Raw genomic sequence first — 2,706 nt, 5'->3', positions numbered from 1 at the left:
CCGCAGGACTGCCCCCATGCCCATCCCCAAGATCCACGACGAGTTCCACACCCTCGACCTTGCCACCGGCTGGGAAGTCCCGCCCGGTTATCCGGAAGGCATCAAGCAGAAGATCCTCTCCGGCGCGCTGGATGAGGAGAACAAGAGCGGCTCGCGCACGCGGCTTCTCAAGTTCGATGCCGGCGTCTTCACCACCAAGCCCTTCGTCCATGAGTATTGGGAAGAGGTGTTCCTGGTCACCGGCGATCTCACCGTGGGCAATGACGACAAGGGCGAGGGCGGCGAGAGCTTCTCCCCCTTCACCTATGCGGTGCGCCCCCCGGGCGCGTTCCACGGACCGTTCAAATCGGATAAGGGCTGCATGCTGCTCGAAATCCACTATTTCGATCCGGCCTGATCCCCGCCCGCCCCTTCTGCTGACCCGGACTTCGCCATGCCCCAGCCGACCCTTGCCGCCCTCGCCCAAGACCTCGCCGCCGGGCGCACCACGGCGCGGGCGCTGGCGGAAGCCTGCCTTGATCGCATCGCCGACCCCGACGGCGAAGGCGCCCGCGCCTTCGTCAGCGTGAACCGGGAGGGCGCGCTGAAGGCGGCGCAGGCGCAGGATGACCTGCGGCAGGCGGGGGCGGCGCCCTCGCCTTTCGCCGGCATCCCCATTTCGGTGAAGGACCTGTTCGACGTTCAGGGCGAGGTCACCGCAGCGGGCTCCAAGGTGCTGAAGGACAATCCGTCGGCCACGGCGGATGCCCCGGCGGTGGCGCGCCTGCGCCGGGCGGGGTTCGTCCTGCTCGGCCGCAACACCATGACCGAGTTCGCCTATTCCGGCCTGGGCATGAACCCGCATTACGGCCACCCCCGCGCGCCGTTCGAGCGCGCGGAAGGCGGGCGCGTCTCCGGCGGCTCCAGCTCCGGCGGGGCGGTGGCGGTGGCGGACGGCATGGCCCACGCCGCGCTGGGCACCGACACCGGCGGCTCCTGCCGCATCCCGGCCGCCTTCTGCGGCATCACCGGTTCCAAGCCCACCGCCAGCCGGGTGCCGCGCGAGGGCGCCTTCCCGCTCTCCACCACGCTGGATTCCATCGGCCCCATCGCCCGCTCGGTGGCCTGCTGCGCGGCGCTGGACGCCATCCTCTCCGGCGCAGAGCCGGGTCCGCTGGTGCCGCGCCCGGTCAAGGGGCTGCGCCTGCTGGTGCCCACGACGGTGGCGCTGGACGGGCTCGACGGCGAGGTCGCCAAGGCCTTCGAAGTGGCGGTGGACGCGCTGGCGCGGGCCGGCGCGCACATCGTCTCCGCCCCCTTCCCGGAATTCGGAGAGGTGGCCACCATCAACGCCAAGGGCGGCTTTTCCGCCGCCGAGAGCTATGCGGTGCACCGCCGCCTGCTGGCGGAACAGGCCGACGCCTACGACCCGCGCGTGGCCGGCCGCATCAAGCGCGGGGCCGAGCAGTCGGCCGCCGATTATGTGGAACTGGTGGCCGCGCGCCGGGCGCTGGTCCAGCGGGCCGCGGCGCGGCTTGCCGGCTTCGACGCGCTGGTGATGCCCACGGTGGCCATCCTGCCGCCGAAGATCGCAGACCTTGCCACCGACGACGACGCCTATGGCCGCGCCAACATCCTGGCCCTGCGCAACCCCACCCTCATCAACATGATCGACGGCTGCGCCATCTCCCTGCCCCTCCCCGGCGCGCCCGTGGGGCTGATGCTGGCCGGCGCGCCCGGCACCGATCAGGCCCTCTTCGCCGTCGCCGCGGGGGTGGAGGCGGCGCTGGCCGCCTGATCGGCGGCGCCCGCCTTCGGCAGCAGCACCCGCAGGCGGGCGCCGCCGCCGGGACGGTCGGCGATGATGACTTCGCCGCCGTGCCCCTCCACGATCTGCCGCACGATGGTGAGGCCGAGCCCCGCCCCGCCGCTCTCCCGGTTGCGCGAGGGCTCGACCCGGTAGAAGGGCTCGAACACGCTTGCCCGTTCGGCCACCGGAATGCCGGGACCGCGATCGTCCACGCGCAGTTCCACCTGTTCGCCGTGGTCGATGAGCGTGATGTCGGCGCGCTGCCCGTAGGCCAGGGCGTTGCCCACGAGATTGGCCAGCACCCGCGCCAGCGCCCCGCGCGCGCCATCCACCGGCAGCGGCGCGTCGGCACCGGACAGGCTCACCGCGGCCCCCTCTGCCAGATGCGCCTCATATTCGGCGCGGGCCAGCGCGGAAAGATCCACCCGCTCGCCCGAGGCCGGCGCGAAGGTGGCGCGGGCGAAGGCGAGGGCATCGTCCACCAGCGCCTGCATGCCGGCGAGGTCGGCCTGCGCCTTTTCCACCTGCGGACCCGGCGGCAGCAGCTCCAGTCGCAGCCGCAGCCGGGTGAGATAGGTCCGCAGATCGTGGCTGATGGCGCCGAGCACCAGCGTGCGCATGCGCACCAGCTCGGCGATGCGCGCCTGCATGGCATTCACCGCGCGGATGACGAGCCGCACGTCCGGCGCGCCGCGCTCCGGCACTTCCAGCGGCTCCAGCCGCGCGCCGAAGCGCTCCACCACGTCGGCGAGATCGGAAAGCGGGCGCGTCTCCCGCCGCACCGCGAACAGGGCGGCGAGCGCCACGAGGAAGCCGAGGATGCCGGCGATCAGCCCCACCGGCAGGCCGAGGAGCCGGACGGTCAGGTCGCCGCCCGCGAGCACGTCGAGATAGCCCCCGCCGTCCAGCCCCACCAC

The 2,706-nt window shown here is 72.7% G+C and carries 3 protein-coding genes; 2 read left to right on the top strand and 1 reads right to left on the bottom strand.

Going from position 1 to position 2,706, the window contains the following annotated elements; translation table 11 throughout:
• Together K9U41_RS22475 and K9U41_RS22470 are read left to right on the top strand one after the other, a co-directional pair.
• Positions 1-397: cupin domain-containing protein (locus tag K9U41_RS22475; protein ID WP_349237870.1), on the top strand; the 397-nt coding region annotated here is incomplete at its 5' end.
• A gap of 36 nt (positions 398-433) precedes the next feature.
• A complete protein-coding gene (locus K9U41_RS22470) occupies positions 434-1,777 on the top strand; it encodes an amidase (protein ID WP_282643062.1) in 1,344 nt (447 codons plus the stop codon).
• Here the strand turns inward: K9U41_RS22470 and K9U41_RS22465 are convergent.
• The coding region (locus K9U41_RS22465) for a HAMP domain-containing sensor histidine kinase (RefSeq protein ID WP_282643061.1) at positions 1,726-2,706 on the bottom strand (981 nt) is incomplete at its 5' end. The two genes, K9U41_RS22470 and K9U41_RS22465, sit on opposite strands and share 52 nt — an antisense overlap.

Source organism: Xanthobacter autotrophicus, from assembly GCF_029991245.1.
Taxonomy (GTDB): domain Bacteria; phylum Pseudomonadota; class Alphaproteobacteria; order Rhizobiales; family Xanthobacteraceae; genus Xanthobacter; species Xanthobacter autotrophicus_C.
This window is presented reverse-complemented; position numbering and strand designations above follow the sequence as displayed.

Bases quoted from the DNA above. Each gene is read 5' to 3' on its own strand.
- K9U41_RS22470 (WP_282643062.1), top strand. From the start codon at position 434: ATGCCCCAGCCGACCCTTGCCGCCCTCGCCCAAGACCTCGCCGCCGGG.